General features: G+C 56.3%; 13 protein-coding genes and 2 pseudogenes. 5 read left to right on the top strand and 10 right to left on the bottom strand.

Annotation, left to right across the window (positions count from 1 at the left end; genetic code table 11):
• Window positions 1-27: 27 nt before the first annotated feature.
• Genes araC through LAC65_RS07110 form a run of 4 tightly spaced genes read right to left on the bottom strand, consistent with a single transcriptional unit; the run spans window position 28 to window position 4,572 of the window.
• Window positions 28-951, bottom strand: coding sequence for an arabinose operon transcriptional regulator AraC (araC, locus tag LAC65_RS07125; RefSeq protein ID WP_039384223.1), 924 nt, complete (start codon window positions 949-951; stop codon window positions 28-30).
• A gap of 54 nt (window positions 952-1,005) precedes the next feature.
• A complete protein-coding gene (gene araH / locus LAC65_RS07120; protein ID WP_039384220.1) occupies window positions 1,006-1,992 on the bottom strand; it encodes an L-arabinose ABC transporter permease AraH in 987 nt (328 codons plus the stop codon).
• A 17-nt stretch (window positions 1,993-2,009) separates the two neighbouring features.
• Window positions 2,010-3,530 carry an L-arabinose ABC transporter ATP-binding protein AraG gene (gene araG / locus LAC65_RS07115; protein WP_039384218.1) on the bottom strand — a complete coding sequence of 507 codons (1,521 nt, stop codon included), beginning with the start codon at window positions 3,528-3,530 and terminating at the stop codon, window positions 2,010-2,012.
• Window positions 3,531-3,588: 58 nt separating this feature from the next.
• On the bottom strand, window positions 3,589-4,572 hold the full coding sequence (locus LAC65_RS07110) for an arabinose ABC transporter substrate-binding protein (RefSeq protein WP_039384216.1): 984 nt from the start codon (window positions 4,570-4,572) through the stop codon (window positions 3,589-3,591).
• Between the two features lie 367 nt (window positions 4,573-4,939).
• On the opposite strand from LAC65_RS07110, the gene LAC65_RS07105 reads away from it, so the two are divergent.
• Both LAC65_RS07105 and araA read left to right on the top strand, forming a co-directional pair.
• The gene (locus LAC65_RS07105; protein ID WP_039384214.1) at window positions 4,940-6,625 is read left to right on the top strand and encodes a ribulokinase; all 1,686 of its coding nucleotides are present in this window, start codon (window positions 4,940-4,942) and stop codon (window positions 6,623-6,625) included.
• A 12-nt stretch (window positions 6,626-6,637) separates the two neighbouring features.
• Entirely contained in the window at window positions 6,638-8,140 is a 1,503-nt protein-coding gene (araA, locus tag LAC65_RS07100) for an L-arabinose isomerase (RefSeq protein WP_039384213.1), read from the top strand.
• A gap of 505 nt (window positions 8,141-8,645) precedes the next feature.
• On the opposite strand, the gene yjfF is transcribed toward araA, so the two are convergent.
• The 3 genes from yjfF to LAC65_RS07085 are packed head-to-tail and all read right to left on the bottom strand — an operon-like array spanning window position 8,646 to window position 12,113.
• On the bottom strand, window positions 8,646-9,632 hold the full coding sequence (gene yjfF, locus LAC65_RS07095; RefSeq protein WP_039384209.1) for a galactofuranose ABC transporter, permease protein YjfF: 987 nt from the start codon (window positions 9,630-9,632) through the stop codon (window positions 8,646-8,648).
• Window positions 9,629-10,645, bottom strand: coding sequence for a galactofuranose ABC transporter, ATP-binding protein YtfT (gene ytfT / locus LAC65_RS07090; RefSeq protein WP_039384208.1), 1,017 nt, complete (start codon window positions 10,643-10,645; stop codon window positions 9,629-9,631). The genes yjfF and ytfT overlap by 4 nt, the downstream gene beginning before the upstream one ends.
• The gene (locus tag LAC65_RS07085; RefSeq protein ID WP_052246486.1) at window positions 10,638-12,113 is read right to left on the bottom strand and encodes a sugar ABC transporter ATP-binding protein; all 1,476 of its coding nucleotides are present in this window, start codon (window positions 12,111-12,113) and stop codon (window positions 10,638-10,640) included. The genes ytfT and LAC65_RS07085 overlap by 8 nt, the downstream gene beginning before the upstream one ends.
• Window positions 12,114-12,162: 49 nt before the next feature.
• On the opposite strand from LAC65_RS07085, the gene LAC65_RS07080 reads away from it, so the two are divergent.
• Window positions 12,163-12,860, top strand: a protein-coding gene (locus LAC65_RS07080; protein ID WP_223429336.1) for an IS1 family transposase whose coding sequence is annotated in 2 segments (ribosomal slippage) — window positions 12,163-12,412 and window positions 12,412-12,860 — 699 coding nt in all. Because the reading frame shifts where the segments join, the coding sequence is not laid out codon by codon here.
• A gap of 128 nt (window positions 12,861-12,988) precedes the next feature.
• On the opposite strand, the pseudogene ytfQ reads toward LAC65_RS07080, so the two are convergent.
• The 3 genes and pseudogenes from ytfQ to LAC65_RS07065 form a co-directional block, all read right to left on the bottom strand.
• Window positions 12,989-13,831: pseudogene (gene ytfQ, locus LAC65_RS07075) on the bottom strand (galactofuranose ABC transporter, galactofuranose-binding protein YtfQ); the annotation flags it as partial.
• Window positions 13,832-13,847: 16 nt separating this feature from the next.
• Window positions 13,848-14,545, bottom strand: a protein-coding gene (locus LAC65_RS07070) for an IS1 family transposase (RefSeq protein ID WP_223429336.1) whose coding sequence is annotated in 2 segments (ribosomal slippage) — window positions 13,848-14,296 and window positions 14,296-14,545 — 699 coding nt in all. Because the reading frame shifts where the segments join, the coding sequence is not laid out codon by codon here.
• A gap of 54 nt (window positions 14,546-14,599) precedes the next feature.
• Window positions 14,600-14,722 (bottom strand): annotated as a pseudogene (locus LAC65_RS07065) (sugar ABC transporter substrate-binding protein); the annotation flags it as partial.
• A gap of 619 nt (window positions 14,723-15,341) precedes the next feature.
• Between LAC65_RS07065 and ydgT the strand changes: the two are divergent.
• On the top strand, window positions 15,342-15,557 hold the full coding sequence (gene ydgT / locus LAC65_RS07060; RefSeq protein WP_039384201.1) for a transcription modulator YdgT: 216 nt from the start codon (window positions 15,342-15,344) through the stop codon (window positions 15,555-15,557).
• Window positions 15,558-15,559: 2 nt separating this feature from the next.
• Window positions 15,560-16,003 carry a DUF2569 domain-containing protein gene (locus tag LAC65_RS07055; RefSeq protein WP_039384199.1) on the top strand — a complete coding sequence of 148 codons (444 nt, stop codon included), beginning with the start codon at window positions 15,560-15,562 and terminating at the stop codon, window positions 16,001-16,003.
• Window positions 16,004-16,047: the final 44 nt, after the last annotated feature.

Raw genomic sequence — 16,047 nt, 5'->3', positions numbered from 1 at the left:
GAATCAGCCGGTGAGAACAAGGCGGAATCAGCTGAAAGAGATCGCCCGGCCGGGTTCCGGCCAGTTCTGCTGTGCTTCAAGCGCGTCGTGCGCATCCTGGCTGCGGCGGCGAAAATCACTCGGGCTGACGCCTGTGCGTTTGCGAAACACGCGTGAAAAGTAGAGCTGATCGTCATAGCCCACTTCCCGCCCCACGGAGGCGATAGGCTCCTGCGTGGTCTGCAGCAGCAGCTTGGCGCGGATCACCCGCTGGTCTTCTCGCCAGCGCAGCAGATTAATGCCCATCTGTTCGCGAAACAGATGCGCCAGCCGCGAAGGAGATAAACAGACATGCCGTGCCACCTCCTCAATTTTGACTTCGCTGGCAAGATGGTTGGTCACGTACTGGCAGGCTTCAATTACGCGCGGATCGCGAATCTGCTGATGGCTGCGCGGATCCTCTTCCACCGCGCGCAGCAGCAGACGCTCCAGCAGGTTCATGGCCAGCTCTTCAGCAAAGCGGCGACCGGAATTGTGGGTCTGCTCAATACTGGCAAACAGGCGATCAAACTCGCCGCATAACGCTTCAGTCAGGCGCAGCCGGCCCACGCCCTGCTTCTGCTCCTGCCACTCCAGCCAGTCAATCCAGTAGGCGCGCGGCCGGAAATAGACCCAGCGATGGTGCCAGCACGGGCTGTCGGGCGACCGTCCATAATAATGGGGTGTTTTCGGCTGAAACAGCAGCAGATCGCCCGGCTCACAGTCAAAGGCGGATTCGCCGTCAAAAACCCGGCCTTTACCGCGAATGGTGAGGTTAAGAATATAGCCCTTCATCCCCAGCGGGCGGTCGATAAAAAAATCGAGCGGCTCCTGCGCGTTAATCGGCGTGAGTCCCGCGACCAGCCAGGCGTTAAACGGATAGCCCGGCAGCAGGGGGTTCTGTTGTTCACTGGGGGGTTCGCGATGGTACATAGTGCCCTCACTCTCTGCATGACGCGCGGCGCAACACCCGTTGCGCCGACGGAATCAAACGGCTCTGTTTTTCTGTTTGTAGCGATCGAAAATCACTGCGGCTAACAGTATCAGACCACGCACGACATACTGTGAGAATGGCGAGATATTCAGTAAATTCATCGCATTCTCTACGGTACCCAGGATCAGAACCCCCGCCACCACATATGAAATTTTACCGATGCCGCCTTTCAGCGAGACGCCGCCCAGCACGCAGGCAGAGATCACAATCAGCTCATAGCCCAGCGAGGTCATGGGCTGACCGCTGGTCATGCGCGAGGCCAGAATAATGCCCGCCGCCGCTGAAACCAGCCCGGAAAGGATAAAGATAATGATGCGGGTCCGCACCACCGGCACGCCAGCCAGCCGGGCGGCTTCTTCATTGCCGCCAATCGCCAGCGTGTTGCGGCCAAAGGTGGTTTTATTCAGCAGGAAGCCAAACGCGATCATGGTGGCAATCGTGAGCCAGATAGGCGCCGGCACGCCGAGCCAGTTGGCATAGCCCAGCGCAAAAAAGCGCTCATCTTCAATCCCTACCGCTTTACCGTCAGAGAAGATATAGGCCAGGCCGCGCACAATCTGCATCGTTGCCAGCGTGGTGATCAGGGCATTAATTTTCAGCCGGGCGATAACAAATCCGTTAACAAAACCGGTTGCCATGCCAAGCAGCAGCCCGGCAGCCACGCCAATCCACAGGCTTTCGGTCATGTTGATCACCACCGCCGTCACTACGCCGGCGCAGGCGATAACCGAGGCGATGGAGAGATCAAAGTCGCCCGATGCCAGGCAAAACAGCATGCCGCAGGCCACCATGCCGGACATCGACATCGCCAGGCCCAGCCCTTTCATATTGATAAAGGTGCCGAAGTTCGGCACAAAAATGGCGCAGACAATAAACAGCAGTGCAAAAACCACCAGCATGCCGAAATTATCCCAGATACGCCCCAGCTGCAGGCCGCTGCGCTGCACCGGTGGCGTGTTGGAAGTGGTAGATGAAGCCATTGTTGCTCTCCTGTACATCAGGCCACGGCGGCCGTTTGAGGGGTTTTCGGCATCGCCAGACTGAGCGTCAGCTGTTCGGTTGCCGTGTCGTGCGTCAGTTCTCCGGCAATTTCACCTTCGCGCATGACAATAATGCGGTCGGCGAGGCCCATGACTTCGGGCAGATCGCTCGATGCAAACAGCACCGCAATCCCTTTGCCTGCCAGTTGATAAATCAGGTTGTAGATCTCATGTTTTGCGCCAACGTCAATACCGCGCGTCGGCTCATCCAGCATGATCACGTTCATCTCTTCTGAGAGCCAGCGGCCCAGAATGGCCTTTTGCTGGTTGCCACCGGAGAGATTCATGATCAGCTGGTGCGGGCCAGGCGTTTTGATATTGAGCGAACGGATGTGGCTTTCTGCATTTTTCGCCTCCCAGCCGGGCCTGATCAGGCAACCCGCCGTGAGGTTATGCCGCCGCGCGCTGATATTGATGTTCTCCCGCACGGAGTGCACCGGAATGATGCCTTCCGCTTTACGATCTTCGGGACAGAGCATAATGCCCGCCCGGATGGCGTCGATCGGCTGACGGATCGCGAGCGGCCTGCCATCAAGTGAAACCGTGCCGCTACGCAGCTGCGTGGCGCCAAACAGCCCTTTCATCAGCTCGCTGCGTCCGGCGCCCACCAGACCAAACAGTCCTACAATTTCTCCGGCGCGCACGCTGAACGAGATGGGCATGCGCACCCCTTTCGCCTCGACCTGGTCGAGCTGAAGACGCACGGCGCCCAGCTCGCGGGGCGCATAGCCATAGATGTCACCCAGGTTGCGCCCGACCATCGCCTCGACCAGATCGTCATGATGGGTATTGGGCATATCCGTAAAGGTGCGCACATAGCGGCCATCTTTAAACACGGTAATCGCATCGCTCAGGGCAAAAATCTCCTCCATGCGGTGCGATACATAAAGCACCACCCGTCCTTCAGCGCGCAGCTGACGGATAACGCGAAACAGATGCTCAATTTCACGGGCTGAGAGTGAGCTGGTCGGCTCATCAAAGGCGATAATGCGGGCGTTGCGCGCCAGCGCCTTGGCGATCTCCACCATCTGCCACTGCCCCAGCGACAGATATTTCAGCGGCATGCCGGGATCGATATCCATCCCGAGATTTTTCAGCTGCAGGCCCGCTTCGTAGCGCAGCAGCTTGCGGTTTACCAGGCCGCGTTTATGCGGCAGCTGGCCGAGATAGATATTCTCTGCCACGCTCATTTCCGGCACCAGGTGTAGCTCCTGGTAGATAATGGCCACGCCGGCATCCAGCGCCTCAACCGTATTACTGAAGCGCTTCGCCTCGCCTTTGATGCGGATTTCACCGCTCGTGGGCTGGTAGCTGCCGCTGAGAATTTTCAGCAGCGTCGATTTTCCCGCGCCGTTTTCGCCCATCAGCGCGTGCACCTCACCGGCGCGGCACTCAAAACCGATATCCTGCAGGGCTTTTACGCCAGGAAAGGTTTTGCTGATGCCATGAAAAGAGAGAAATGCCTGATCGGTCTCCATGGATACTCCTGATAGTGCCTGTCGGATTTCAGGTGCGCATAAATGCGCACCCTGTGCGTTACATCAATCCTTTCTTCGCCAGTTCGGTTTTGAAGTTATCGCGGGTGATCAGCACCACATCTGTCACCTCAGTAAATCTGGCGGGCTCTTCGCCTTTAGTGACCCAGTTGTAGAGCATCTGGCTGCTCTTATAACCGTGAACGTCCGGGCTGGGCAGCAGCGAACCATAGAAACCGGTCGCAGAGCCTTTAGAGAGTTCGCTGATCGCATCCACGCCGTTGATGCCGATACCAATCACATCTGCTGCTTTAAAGCCCTGACCTTCTGTGGCGCGCACGCCGCCCAGCACGGTGTTATCGTTCATACCGACAATCAGCCAGTGTTTGACTTCCGGGTGCTGCACCAGCAGGGAGTTACCGGCATCAAACGCGCCGGGGATATCGTTGGATTTGGTAGGAACCTGATAAATCTGCTTCTCAGGGAAGCCTGCTGCTTTAATGGCCGCCATAGAGCCGCCGGTACGACGACGCGCCGTATCCAGCTCGTTAGCAGTGATCGCCATCACCGCGGTCACTTTCACGTCCCAGCCGCGCTTCTGCATCTCTTTATAGAGTTCCTGACCCTGGCGTTCGCCGATCTTCGTGGCCGCCATCATCACCAGCGGAACAGTCTCCATTGGCTTGCCTTTCGCTGTGACAAACTGGTCATCTACCGCGATCACTTTCAAATCGTAGCTGCGCGCCTTTGCCATAATGGCCGAACCGAGTTTGGGATCGGGGGTGCAGATGACAAAACCTTTTGCGCCGCTGGCCGCCAGGCTGTCGATGGCGTTAAGCGTTTTTTCACCATCCGGTACAGCAATTTTAATCACCTCAAAACCCAGATCTTTGCCCGCTTTGTCGGCAAATTTCCATTCGGTCTGGAACCACGGCTCCTCTGGCTGTTTAACGAGAAAACCGAGCTTCATCGTCTCGGCGATAGCGGAATGTGACATAACCGCGGCGAGGCTGACGGCCGCCAGCGCTTTAGTGAATTTATGCATGATGCTCTCCGGCACAATGGTGTTTTATCGCTGTTATTAACGTTTTTATGTAAACGCTACCATCTGAATTCTGCTTTTGGGTACAGCGCAAAATCAGCGCGTTAGCTCAAGAGTTGCTGAAAGGCTGTGCAAACGCTGGGCTAGTTGTAGCGAGAAACGCGGCGCAAAATGTAGAGCGGTATCACATAGCAAAACGAAGGCAAAAATATCCATATATTCAGCAAAATTAACCGGTGCCTGACTTTTGCGGCCGATCACACAACCTGTCCGATGACAGAAAAGTACATATTCTCAGCCGCTGATGACTAACGGCTTATGGCATTGCCTCGCAGGATAGAACCCAGACAACTCACACAGGAGAATCCCGATGGGTGCTGGCGCCATAACAATTGGGCTGGATTTTGGCAGTGACTCAGTGCGTGCGCTGGCGGTTGACTGCCACAGCGGCAAAGAGCTGGAAAAAGCGGTGGTCAACTATCCGCGCTGGGCGCAGGGCCAGTTCTGCGACGCGCACGCCAACCGGTTTCGTCATCATCCGCAGGACTATATCGATGCGCTGGAGCAGGCGCTGGTCAGCGTGATTCAGGCATTAACGCCCGCGCAGCGCGCCGCGGTTGCCGGGATCGGCGTGGATACAACCGGATCAACACCGGCCCCTGTCGATCGCAACGGCAATGTACTGGCGCTGCGTCCGGAATTTGCGGCGAATCCCAACGCCATGTTTGTGCTGTGGAAAGATCACACCGCGATTGAGGAAGCTGAAGAGATCACCCGTCTCTGTTACAGCGGACGCTTTACCGACTACACCCGCTATATCGGCGGCATTTACTCATCCGAATGGTTCTGGGCCAAAATCTTACACGTCTCGCGGGAGGATGCTGCCGTGCGGGAAGCTGCGGTCTCCTGGGTTGAACTCTGCGACTGGGTGCCGGCTCTGCTCAGCGGTACGACTGCCCCCGATAAGCTGCGCCGCGGACGCTGCGCCGCCGGGCATAAATCGCTCTGGCATCCGGAGTGGCAGGGCCTGCCGGACGTGGCCTTTCTCAACGCGCTTGATCCGATACTGACAGAACAGCTCGACTCGCCGCTGTTTACCGATACCTGGACCGCGGACCTGCCGGTGGGCACGCTGAGCGCTGAATGGGCTGCCCGTCTTGGGTTATCTAAACAGGTGGTCATCTCTGGCGGCGCCTTTGACTGCCATATGGGTGCGGTTGGTGCCGGTGCTCAGCCCTACACGCTGGTTAAAGTCATCGGTACATCGACCTGTGACATTCTGATTGCAGACAGCGAAACCGTCGGCGATCGCGCTATCCGGGGCATCTGTGGCCAGGTTGACGGCAGCGTTGTTCCCGGCGCTATTGGCTGCGAAGCGGGGCAGTCTGCTTTTGGCGATATCTACGCCTGGTTCAGCCGCCTGCTCGGCTGGCCTCTGCAGCAGGCTGCGCAGCGCCACCCTGAACTGCAGCCGCAGCTGGCTGCGCTGCAACAGGATCTGATCCGCGAACTCACCGAAGCGTGGGCCGCTAATCCGCAGCTCGATCATCTGCCGGTGGTGCTGGACTGGTTTAACGGACGCCGCACCCCGGATGCAAACCAGCGGCTGAAAGGTGTGATTACCGATCTCAACCTGGGCACCGATGCGCCGGCGCTGTTTGGCGGCCTGATCGCTGCCACGGCTTTTGGTGCACGAGCCATTATGGAGTGTTTTGAGCAGCAGGCGATCCCGGTAAAAAGCATCCTGACGCTGGGTGGTATCGCCCGCAAGTCCCCTGCCATTATGCAGGCGTGTTGTGATGTGATGAACCGTCCGCTGGATATTGTCGCCTCAGACGAGTGCTGCGCGCTGGGCGCGGCAATTTTTGCGGCCGTGGCGGCGGAAGTCTATCCCGACGTACCTGCCGCTCAGCAGGTGATGGCCAGCCCGGTTGCTGTCACGCTGCAGCCCGACGCACAGCGCGTAGCGGCATATCAGCAGCTTTATCAACGTTATCAAAACTGGTGTGAGGCAGCTGAACCACAGTACGCGCCGCGCACCCTATCCGCACAGTAAAGGAGTGGTTTAATGGAACAGCATAACGCACAGCACGTGTGGTTTGTTATCGGTACACAGCACCTCTACGGCGCGGAAACGTTGCGCCAGGTGGAAGAGCACGCCCGTCAGGTGATGGAAGGACTTAATCAGGCTGGCACGCTGCCGGTGCCGCTGGTGCTGCAGCCGCTGGTTAAATCGCCGGATGAAGCGCTGGCGCTCTGCCGGGCAGCCAATCACGACAATCAGTGCGTCGGCATCATCACCTGGCTGCACACGTTTTCGCCGGCAAAAATGTGGATCGGCGGACTAAGCGTTCTGAATAAGCCCCTGCTGCAGTTCCATACTCAGTTCAATGCAGAGATCCCGTGGGACAGCATGGATATGGATTTTATGAACCTGAACCAGACCGCACACGGCGGCCGCGAGTTCGGTTTCATCGGCGCCCGCATGGGATTGCAGCATAACGTCATCACCGGCCACTGGCAGGATCGCACCAGCCAGCAGCGTATCGGCCGCTGGATCAACGCCGCGCTGGCAAAACAGGCCAGCCAGCAGCTTAAGGTTGCCCGCTTTGGCGATAATATGCGGGAAGTAGCCGTAACCGAAGGCGATAAAGTTGCCGCACAGATCCAGTTTGGCTACGCCGTTAACGGCTGGGGCGTGGGTGACCTGGTTGAGGTGATCAATGGCGTCAGCGACGGTGACGTCAGCGCGCTGATCGATGAGTATGAAAGTCAGTATCTTTTCAGCGAGGCGGCAGCCGTTAACGGCAACAAGCGGCAGAACGTGCTGGACGCAGCGCGCATTGAGTTGGGCCTGAAGCGCTTCCTGGAGGATGAAGGATGTAAAGCGTTCACGACCAACTTCCAGACGCTGCACGGTATGACGCAGCTGCCGGGACTGGCGGTGCAGCGTCTGATGGGCCAGGGCTATGGCTTTGCCGGCGAAGGAGACTGGAAAACCGCAGCGCTGCTGCACATTCTCAAAGTGCAGGCGGGCGCACGTGCCGGCGGCACCTCTTTTATGGAGGATTACACCTATCACTTCTCTCCGGGTAACGATCTGGTGCTGGGTTCGCACATGCTGGAGGTCTGCCCTTCCATTGCCAAAGAGGAGAAGCCGCTGATTGACGTTCAGTTCCTGGGAATTGGCGGTAAGGCCGATCCGGCGCGTCTGATTTTCTCAACGCCTGCCGGGCGCGCGATCAATGCCAGCGTAATTGATCTTGGCGATCGTTTCCGCCTGCTGGTTAACGTAGTGGATGCGATTGAACAGCCTGAACCACTGCCGAAGCTGCCGGTTGCCCGCGCGCTGTGGCGCGCTCAGCCGTCGCTGGCAACTGCGTCAGAAGCGTGGATCCTCGGCGGCGGTGCGCACCATACGGTATTCAGTCAGGCGCTGGATCTGGAGGATATGTATCTCTACGGCGAACTGAACGGAATTGAAGTGATGGTGATCGATGAAGAAACCCGCCTGCCTGCGTTTAAGGACGCGCTGCGCTGGAACGAAGTTTATTACCGTTTAGCCCGCTGATTCCGGTTACTGATCCAACGCTAAGCCGCGCATCGTCGCGGCTTTTTAATGCCTGAAATTCCCGGTTTAAACCGGCCAGGGAGCCGATCTCGGCCAGGGGCGCATGAATGCGTATGGCCAGGGAGCCGATCTCGGTCAGGGGCGCATGAATGCGCCCCCTACGGGGAGAATGGTGATGCTGTGCTGTAGGGGCGGCATTTATGCCGCCCTGGTTGCAGCGGATACCTGATGTGTGAAGATTGGGCTCTGGCAACGAGCGAGAATGCTGGCAGGCCGGTGAAGCCCGGGGCGAAGAGCAAAGCGTCCGCGCCAGGGATGGCGCGGACGATCGGCAGGACGCCGGGTTCCTTTGCGATCGCCCCGGGCTTTACCGACCGTGGTAGTCGGCCAGGGGGCGTATAGCCCGGGAGCCGATCTCGGCCAGGGGCGCATTAATGCGCCCCCTACGAGGCAGAATGGTACTGAATGCGCCCCCTACGAGGAAGAATGGTGCTAAATGCTTCCCCTACGGGGTGAGGCGTTTTACCGGGGCGTTTTGCTGGCGATCCCACATTACGGTTAACATGCGCTGCAGCGCAATAAAAGCAAACAGCAGGATGCCGATAGCAATCTTGGTCCACCACGAACTTAGCGTGCCGTCGAAATTAATCCACGTCTGGATCAGTCCCTGAATCAGTACCCCAAACAGCGTGCCGAGCACGGTGCCAACGCCGCCGGACAGCAGCGTACCGCCAATCACTACCGAAGCAATCGCATCCAGCTCTACGCCAAGCCCGGCCAGCGCGTATCCGGCGGAGGTATAGATAGAGAACACAATACCGGCCAGGGTCGCCAGCGTCGTAGAGAGCATATACACCTTAATGGTCGTCGCTCGGGTCGAAACGCCCATCAGCTGCGCCGAGGTAAGATTGCCGCCAATGGCGTATACCTGATTTCCGAACCGGGTACGGTGCGCCAGAATAATCCCTCCTGCGACCACCACCAGCATAATTACCGCCAGCAGGCTCAGCCGCCCGCCGCCGGGGATTTTCCAGGCCAGGCCTGACAGCGTGGCGTAAAGAGGATGATCAATCGGAATAGAATTCTCTGACACCAGGTAACTGCAGCCGCGCAGAAAAAACATCCCTGCCAGCGTAATAATAAACGCCGGGATCTTCAGCGCATCAATCAGCCAGCCCATCATGGCGCCAAACAGCGCCCCCAGCGCAAGAATCAGGGCAAACGCCAGCAGCGGATCAAGGTGGAAATCACCGATAATGCGGGCCAGAAACACGCCGGTAAAGGCGATTACCGCGCCAACGGAGAGGTCGATCCCGCCGGACAAAATCACAAAGGTCATGCCTACGGCGATAATGCCAAGAAAAGCGTTATCCGTCAGAATATTGCAGATAACCCGTGTTGATGCGAAGCCCGGAAACTGGCTCAGACAGAACAGATACCCCGCCACAAACACCAGCAGCGTAATCATCAATGGCAAATGACGCTTTATCATTTTGAACGCCTCCCCTTCAGCATGGCGATAAACCGCGGCGACTGCAGCAGCAGCACGCACATCACAACCACCGCTTTCACCACCTGGTTCAGTTCCGGCGGGAACCCTGACAACAGGATCCCGGTATTCATCGACTGGATAATCAGTGCGCCAATCAGCGACAGCACCAGATTAAAGCGACCGCCCATCAGCGAGGCTCCGCCAATCACCACGGCCAGAATGGCATCCAGCTCCAGCCACAGGCCGGCGTTATTGGCGTCAGCACCCCGGATATCAGCCGCGACAATCAGCCCGGCCACCGCTGCACATAAGCCGCTAATCACATAGGTCGACATCACCACCAGCCAGCCGTTAACGCCTGCGTTACGCGCCGCGCGCAGGTTGATACCTACCGCTTCGATAAACAGGCCCAGCGCTGTTTTGCGCGTCAGCAGCCAGACAGCCAGCGCCACCAGCAGCGTGATCCACACCGGCACCGGCAACCAGAGCAGCGAACCGCTGCCAAACCACGCCAGGCTTTCGCTGTTAAACGTCACGATCTGCCCCTGCGTAATCAGCTGCGCTACGCCCCGCCCCGCTACCATCAGAATAAGCGTGGCCACAAACGGCTGGATTTTCAGCAGCGCCACCAGCACCCCATTCCACAGACCACATAGCAGACCGGTGCCGAGCGTTGCCAGCACAATCACGCCCAGGCTATGTCCGGCAACGGTCAGCGTGGCTGCGGTTGCGCCCGCAATAGCCATTACCGCGCCCACAGAGAGATCGATCCCGCCGGTAGCGATGACCAGCGTCATGCCCACGGCGAGCAGCGCTACCGGCGCGGCGCGGTTCAGAATATCGATCGGGCTGCCAAACAGACGACCATCCTGAATATGAATGGCAAAAAAGTTATTCGCCACCAGGCTGTCAATCAGCAGCACCAGAATCAGTGCCACAAGCTGTGGCATACCCGGAGGCAGCTTCAGCTTACGTCTTTCAGGTTTTGACTGTGTCATAGACGATTCAGGCATGTTGTGCACCTCCCTCGGCGATCGCGTTCACAATGGACGCCACGGAGAGCTGCTCGAGTGGGATTTCAGCCACCTGCTTCAGATCGCGCATAATCAGGACGCGATCGGCGTAGCCAACCAGCTCTTCCAGTTCAGAAGAGATGACCAGCAGCGCCAGACCATCCGCGCAGAGCGACTCGATCAAACGAATAATCTCAGCGTGCGCACCGACATCGATGCCGCGCGTTGGCTCATCCAGGATCAGAAACTGCGGTTTGGTCACCAGCCAGCGCGACAGCAGCACCTTCTGCTGATTGCCGCCTGACAGCAACTCAATCGGCTGGTCGGCATGCGGCGTACGGATGCCGAGGCTTTTAATGAAACGTTCGGCAATGGCCTGCTGCTCGCGGCGCTTAATCGGACGCAGCCAGCCGCGCTGCGCCTGCAGCGCCAGAATAATATTCTCGCGCACGGAAGCCGCACCAATAATGCCATCCGTTTTGCGATCTTCAGGACAGAATCCCATCCCGAGGCGGGAGGCCTGTGCCGGCGTGCGAATAGTCTGCAGCTTGCCTTTAATACGCGCGGTGCCGCGATCGGCACGCCGGATGCCAAACAGCACCTCTGCGGTTTCAGTACGGCCTGAGCCGAGCAGACCCGCCAGACCAACCACCTCACCCGGCCTGACCTGCAGGCTGAAAGGTTCAATAGTGCCTTTCCTGCCATAATCTTCAAACGCCACTACCGGCTGATCGCTGCGCAGGGTGCTGCCCTGTCGCTGCAGCGCGGTCTCCAGCAGCTCGCGCCCCAGCATCAGTTTAATCAGCTCTATCTGCGGTAGCGAAGCGGTATCACGCGTGGCGATAAACTGACCGTTGCGCAACACGGTAATGCGATCGGTAATTCGGTAGACCTGGTCAAGAAAGTGGGTTACAAAGATCAGACTCATGCCTCTGGCACGCAGCTGCGCCATGAGCGTAAACAGCATCTCTACTTCACTGGCGTCCAGACTGGCCGTAGGCTCATCCAGAATCAGTATCTGTGCCGACAAATCGACCGCGCGGCAGATAGCGATAATCTGCTGCATGGCGACAGAGTAATGTCCGAGCGGGCGCGTCACATCCAGCGCAAAGCCGTAATTGCGCATCAGTGTATCCGCATCACGGTTCATTTTCCGGCGATCGACCATGCCAAAGCGCTTTGGCTCACGGCCGATATAGAGGTTATCTGCTACCGACATATTTGGCAGCAGGTTAACTTCCTGATAGACCGTACCGATCCCGGCGCGCTGCGCATCCGCCGTACTGTGGGGCGTGATTGCTTCTCCGTTAAGGGTGATGCTACCGGCATCGCGTGAATAGACGCCGGTCAGCACTTTAATCAGCGTTGATTTGCCGGCGCCGTTTTCACCCAGCAGCGCCATAATCTCGCCTTTGCGGATAGTGAATGACACATTATCCAGCGCTTTTACGCCGGGAAATCCGGTGATGCTGCCAACTTACTGATTTAGTGTATGATGGTGTTTTTGAGGTGCTCCCGTGGCTTCTGTTTCTATCAGCTGTCCCTCCTGTTCAGCTACTGACGGGGTGGTGCGTAACGGCAAAAGCACTGCCGGACATCAGCGCTATCTCTGCTCTCACTGCCGTAAAACATGGCAACTGCAGTTCACTTACACCGCTTCTCAACCCGGTACGCACCAGAAAATCATTGATATGGCCATGAATGGTGTTGGATGCCGGGCAACCGCCCGCATTATGGGCGTTGGCCTCAACACGATTTTACGTCACTTAAAAAACTCAGGCCGCAGTCGGTAACCTCGCGCATACAGCCGGGCAGTGATGTGATTGTCTGCGCTGAAATGGACGAACAGTGGGGCTACGTCGGTGCTAAATCACGTCAGCGCTGGCTGTTTTACGCGTATGACAGGATACGGAGGACGGTTGTGGCGCACGTCTTCGGTGAACGCACTCTGGCCACACTGGAGCGTCTTCTGAGCCTGCTGTCGGCCTTTGAGGTCGTGGTATGGATGACGGATGGCTGGCCGCTGTATGAATCCCGCCTGAAGGGAAAGCTGCACGTAATCAGCAAGCGTTACACTCAGCGAATTGAGCGGCATAACCTGAATCTGAGACAACATCTGGCAAGGCTGGGACGGAAGTCACTGTCGTTCTCAAAATCGGTGGAGCTGCATGACAAGGTCATCGGGCATTATCTGAACATAAAACACTATCAGTAAGTTGGAGTCATTACCGGAAATCCTTTACTGATGCCGCTCAGCGTGAGCAGCGGTGTATCATCAATGGTGCTCATCAGGCTCTACCTCGCTGATGTCAGCAGAGCCGCCCCGCAGGGCGGCTGCGGGGATCAGTAACCCATGTTTTTCTTTTTATCGAGTTCTGTCTGGGCATCCGCCGGCAGGAAGAGCTTCGACTCCGTTTTAATGATTTTAGGCGGCATGGTGCCATCTTTCTTAAACTTCTCCAGCGCATCAAACGCCGGGCCAGCCATATCCGGCGTCAGCTCGACGTTGGCATTTGCCTCACCGGCCAGCATCGCTTTATAGATATCCGGTACGCCATCGATTGAACCAGTCAGAATATCTTTGCCCGGCTTCAGGCCCGCTTCTTTTATCGCCTGAATGGCACCGATTGCCATATCATCATTGTGGGCATAGACCATGCAGATGTTTTTGCCGTTATTTTCAGCTTTAATAAAGCTCTCCATCACCTCTTTACCTTTACTGCGGGTAAAGTCACCAGACTGGGAACGGATCACCTTAATGTTGTTATGTCCGGCTATCGCTTCGGCAAACCCTTTTTTACGATCGATGGCCACACTGGCGCCGACCGTTCCCTGCAGCTCTACGACGTTACACTGCTTGTCGCCCACGGTTTTCACCAGCCAGTCGCCAATCAGCTTGCCTTCCAGCACGTTGTCCGCCGTCACCACAGCCATATAGAGAGATTTGTCCTTAACAACAATGGCGCGATCCAGCAGGAAAACCGGAATTTTGGCATCTTTTGCTTCTTCAAGTACCGGTTCCCAGCCGGTCTGCACCACCGGCGCGATGAAGATGGCGTCCACCCCCTGAGCAATAAACGAACGTACTGCTTTAATCTGGTTTTCCTGCTTCTGCTGACCATCAGCAATTTTCAGCGTAATGCCGCGCTTTTTAGCCTCGCTTTTTGCGACGCTGGTTTCGGCAGCAGGTAATGACTCCAACTTACTGATAGTGTTTTATGTTCAGATAATGCCCGATGACCTTGTCATGCAGCTCCACCGATTTTGAGAACGACAGTGACTTCCGTCCCAGCCTTGCCAGATGTTGTCTCAGATTCAGGTTATGCCGCTCAATTCGCTGAGTGTAACGCTTGCTGATTACGTGCAGCTTTCCCTTCAGGCGGGATTCATACAGCGGCCAGCCATCCGTCATCCATACCACGACCTCAAAGGCCGACAGCAGGCTCAGAAGACGCTCCAGTGTGGCCAGAGTGCGTTCACCGAAGACGTGCGCCACAACCGTCCTCCGTATCCTGTCATACGCGTAAAACAGCCAGCGCTGACGTGATTTAGCACCGACGTAGCCCCACTGTTCGTCCATTTCAGCGCAGACAATCACATCACTGCCCGGCTGTATGCGCGAGGTTACCGACTGCGGCCTGAGTTTTTTAAGTGACGTAAAATCGTGTTGAGGCCAACGCCCATAATGCGGGCGGTTGCCCGGCATCCAACACCATTCATGGCCATATCAATGATTTTCTGGTGCGTACCGGGTTGAGAAGCGGTGTAAGTGAACTGCAGTTGCCATGTTTTACGGCAGTGAGAGCAGAGATAGCGCTGATGTCCGGCAGTGCTTTTGCCGTTACGCACCACCCCGTCAGTAGCTGAACAGGAGGGACAGCTGATAGAAACAGAAGCCACGGGAGCACCTCAAAAACACCATCATACACTAAATCAGTAAGTTGGCAGCATCACCTCGGCAGCACACCAGCCCGATTCTGAACCAACCTGCGAGAATCCCACTGTCATATCAGCGGCCAGCACCGGCGTGCTGAGCGCGGCGCTTACCATGGCGGTCAGGAGTAAACGTTTCCACATAGTTTTCATTCCTCTGAAGGGAGTGTGTAGTCGGGGTACAAACGCAGATTAAGCCTGACGTAATTCAGGTAAAACTAGCGCGACATAACTCACAAAACAGAATGATTTAAAGGGGTTACGCCTAAATAGCATCATCAGCTCGCGGCAGGTTTATGGATAAAACAGCTGAGTTTTAATATCCGAAGGGGCAAATAACTGTAATAAACAGAACTGGTTAGATTTGAACGGGCTGGAAGCGATTACAACCGCTGCGTAAAGAATGGTTATGCTGTTGTTCATAAAGCAATAAGCAATTTTGTGATAACCCGCACACTCTATCAGCGGCTACGCTGGCTTAATTATTTTATTTTGCATTTAAGACTTAATTACCGGCGAAAAATAAATGCAATAAATGTTGCCGTTATCATCTGTTAGATTTTCTCACAGCATCGGAAATAAGGTGTCTGTGAAATAGATGTTTGGCTGTTATACCCCGAAACATTACTCAAAAAATCGCTGCTGATGAAGTAATTACTCCACTTGGTCTGAATTTTAAATTTTTTTAACACCGATATATAGACAGCAGCAGCGCGCTCCCTATACTTGAGCCTTCTTTCGTTCTTTCTGTTCAATGGCAATCATGACTGCGCTGGATTACCTGCTAAAATTTCGCAAAGTGAATAATCTTGAGAGTCTGGAAAAACTCTACGATCATCTCAACTATTCGCTGACTGATGATAACGACATCATCAATATGTATCGTGCTGCCGATCATCGCCGCGCTGAACTGGTCTCTGGTGGCCGATTATACGATCTGGGCTGCGTGCCTAAATCAGTGTGGCGCTATGTGGTTTAATTATGTCTGAATCTGTTCACTCACCGCGCATTGGGGGCTGGCTGTTACTGCCGCTGGCCTGGCTGATTATGACCATGCTAACCAGCGCGCTGGTTGTCGCGCTTTATCTGCGCCCCCTGTTTGACAGCGAGCTACGTACCACGCTGTTTTCACACGCTAATCTGCTGTTATCACAGTGGCTGGTCTCCCTGCTGACGGCCGCTGCGGTCTGGCTCTACAGCATCTGGGTATGCTGGATATTCTGCAGACGTTCGCGACGCCTGCCACGGCACTACACCATCTGGCTGCTGATGACCGTCGTGCTGGCGCTGAAAACCTTTGCGTTCACGCCGGTTGCAGACGGCAAAGCGCTGCAGACCCTGCTTCTGACGCTGCTGGCCGCGGCCCTGTTTGTGCCCTACTTTAAGCGCTCCCGACGGGTTAAACAGACCTTCACCGCTCTGTAATGATGCGTTATTCGTCAGGAATTTAATTCTGCGTGCTCTCAGAG

It is taken from the genome of Pantoea eucrina (assembly GCF_020079945.1).
GTDB lineage: Bacteria > Pseudomonadota > Gammaproteobacteria > Enterobacterales > Enterobacteriaceae > Pantoea > Pantoea eucrina.
Note: the sequence above shows the minus strand (reverse complement) of the source record. Positions and strands in the feature narration are given on the sequence as shown.

Coding starts and splice junctions, on each gene's coding strand:
- araC (WP_039384223.1), bottom strand. CDS start 951: ATGTACCATCGCGAACCCCCCAGTGAACAACAGAACCCCCTGCTGCCG.
- araH (WP_039384220.1), bottom strand. CDS start 1,992: ATGGCTTCATCTACCACTTCCAACACGCCACCGGTGCAGCGCAGCGGC.
- araG (WP_039384218.1), bottom strand. CDS start 3,530: ATGGAGACCGATCAGGCATTTCTCTCTTTTCATGGCATCAGCAAAACC.
- LAC65_RS07110 (WP_039384216.1), bottom strand. CDS start 4,572: ATGCATAAATTCACTAAAGCGCTGGCGGCCGTCAGCCTCGCCGCGGTT.
- LAC65_RS07105 (WP_039384214.1), top strand. CDS start 4,940: ATGGGTGCTGGCGCCATAACAATTGGGCTGGATTTTGGCAGTGACTCA.
- araA (WP_039384213.1), top strand. CDS start 6,638: ATGGAACAGCATAACGCACAGCACGTGTGGTTTGTTATCGGTACACAG.
- yjfF (WP_039384209.1), bottom strand. CDS start 9,632: ATGATAAAGCGTCATTTGCCATTGATGATTACGCTGCTGGTGTTTGTG.
- ytfT (WP_039384208.1), bottom strand. CDS start 10,645: ATGCCTGAATCGTCTATGACACAGTCAAAACCTGAAAGACGTAAGCTG.
- ydgT (WP_039384201.1), top strand. CDS start 15,342: ATGACTGCGCTGGATTACCTGCTAAAATTTCGCAAAGTGAATAATCTT.
- LAC65_RS07055 (WP_039384199.1), top strand. CDS start 15,560: ATGTCTGAATCTGTTCACTCACCGCGCATTGGGGGCTGGCTGTTACTG.